Source organism: Nguyenibacter vanlangensis, assembly GCF_013376155.1.
GTDB classification, from domain to species: Bacteria; Pseudomonadota; Alphaproteobacteria; order Acetobacterales; family Acetobacteraceae; genus Gluconacetobacter; species Gluconacetobacter vanlangensis.
Genome location: NZ_JABXXP010000807.1, coordinates 1 through 1,183 on the forward strand (window position 1 = coordinate 1; position 1,183 = coordinate 1,183).

General features: G+C 72.6%; 1 protein-coding gene. It reads left to right on the forward strand.

The window, feature by feature from the left end:
* Positions 1-1,183 (forward strand): alpha-E domain-containing protein (locus HUK84_RS19235; RefSeq protein WP_176641645.1); only part of this gene is annotated, 1,183 nt, incomplete at both ends.

The following is a 1,183-nucleotide window of genomic DNA, read 5'->3' on the forward strand; positions in this document are numbered from 1 at the left end:
GCGACACGCTGGACGCGCTGCGGCGCCATCCCGGCCGTTTCGTGGCGGTCGAGGCCATCGCCCCCTCGGTCATGCCGTCGATCCGGCCGAACGGCATCGAACCCGGGGCGGTGGTGCTGCGCCTGTTCGCGCTGTTCGACGGGGCGCAATGGCAGGTCATGCCCGGCGGGCTGGCCCGGCTGCTGCCGGACGACGACACGCCGCCGGGCAGCCCGCTGGACGGCCCGGTGGTGACCAAGGACGTCTGGGTCACGGTCGAGGACTCGGCCGAGCTGGTCGGCAGCGCCGTGTCCCCCACGCCGACCCTGGCGATCCGCCGCGGACAGGGCGACCTGCCCAGCCGCGCGGCCGACGATTTCTTCTGGCTGGGCCGCTATCTGGAACAGTTGGAAGAGGCCGGACGCGTGCTGCGCGTGGTGACGCGCCGGGTCGGCCGGGTGGACGGCTCCCCGCGTGAACGGGTGGAGTTGGACACGGTGCTGCGCCTGGCCGGCGCGGTCGGGCTGTGGCAGGAGGAAACCGCCATCGGCGCCGGCTACGCGACCCTGGTGCGCGCCCTGTCCGCCGTCACCTTCGACTCCGCCCTGCCGCAACGGCTGCTCTCCGAAATCGTGCGGGTCGCCGCCGGCCTGCGCGACCGGTTGACGGTCGAAACCTTCGATACCATCGTCCACGGGGCGGACACGCTGCGCGCCCGGCTGCAAGAGGCCCGGGTACCCGGCGACCCGGGCCGCACGCTGGAGCGGATCGGCAGCGTCACGGACAGTATCCTGCGCTTCGGCGCGACCATTTCGGGCCTGACGGCTGAAAACATGGTCCGCAGCGGCGGCCGCCAGTTCATGGATCTGGGCCGCCGGGTGGAACGCGCCGGCGCACTACTGACCGCGACGGCGCTGGTGCTGCGGCAGAAGGACGTGGCCCAGCGCGGCCGCATGGAGGGCGCGCTGCGGCTGATGCTGGAACTCAGCGACTGCGTCATCACCTACCGGTCGCGCTATTTCGCGCTGCTGCAGCCCGCTCCGGTGCTCGACCTGCTGCTGCTGGACGAAGGCAACCCGCGCGGCGTCGCCTATCAGATGGCGATGATCGCCGAAACCCTGGCCGAGCTGGATCCGGGCGACGGCGCCGGCCTGACCGGCACGGCGGACGCGGTCATGGAGCGGCTGCGCGGGCTGGTGGACAC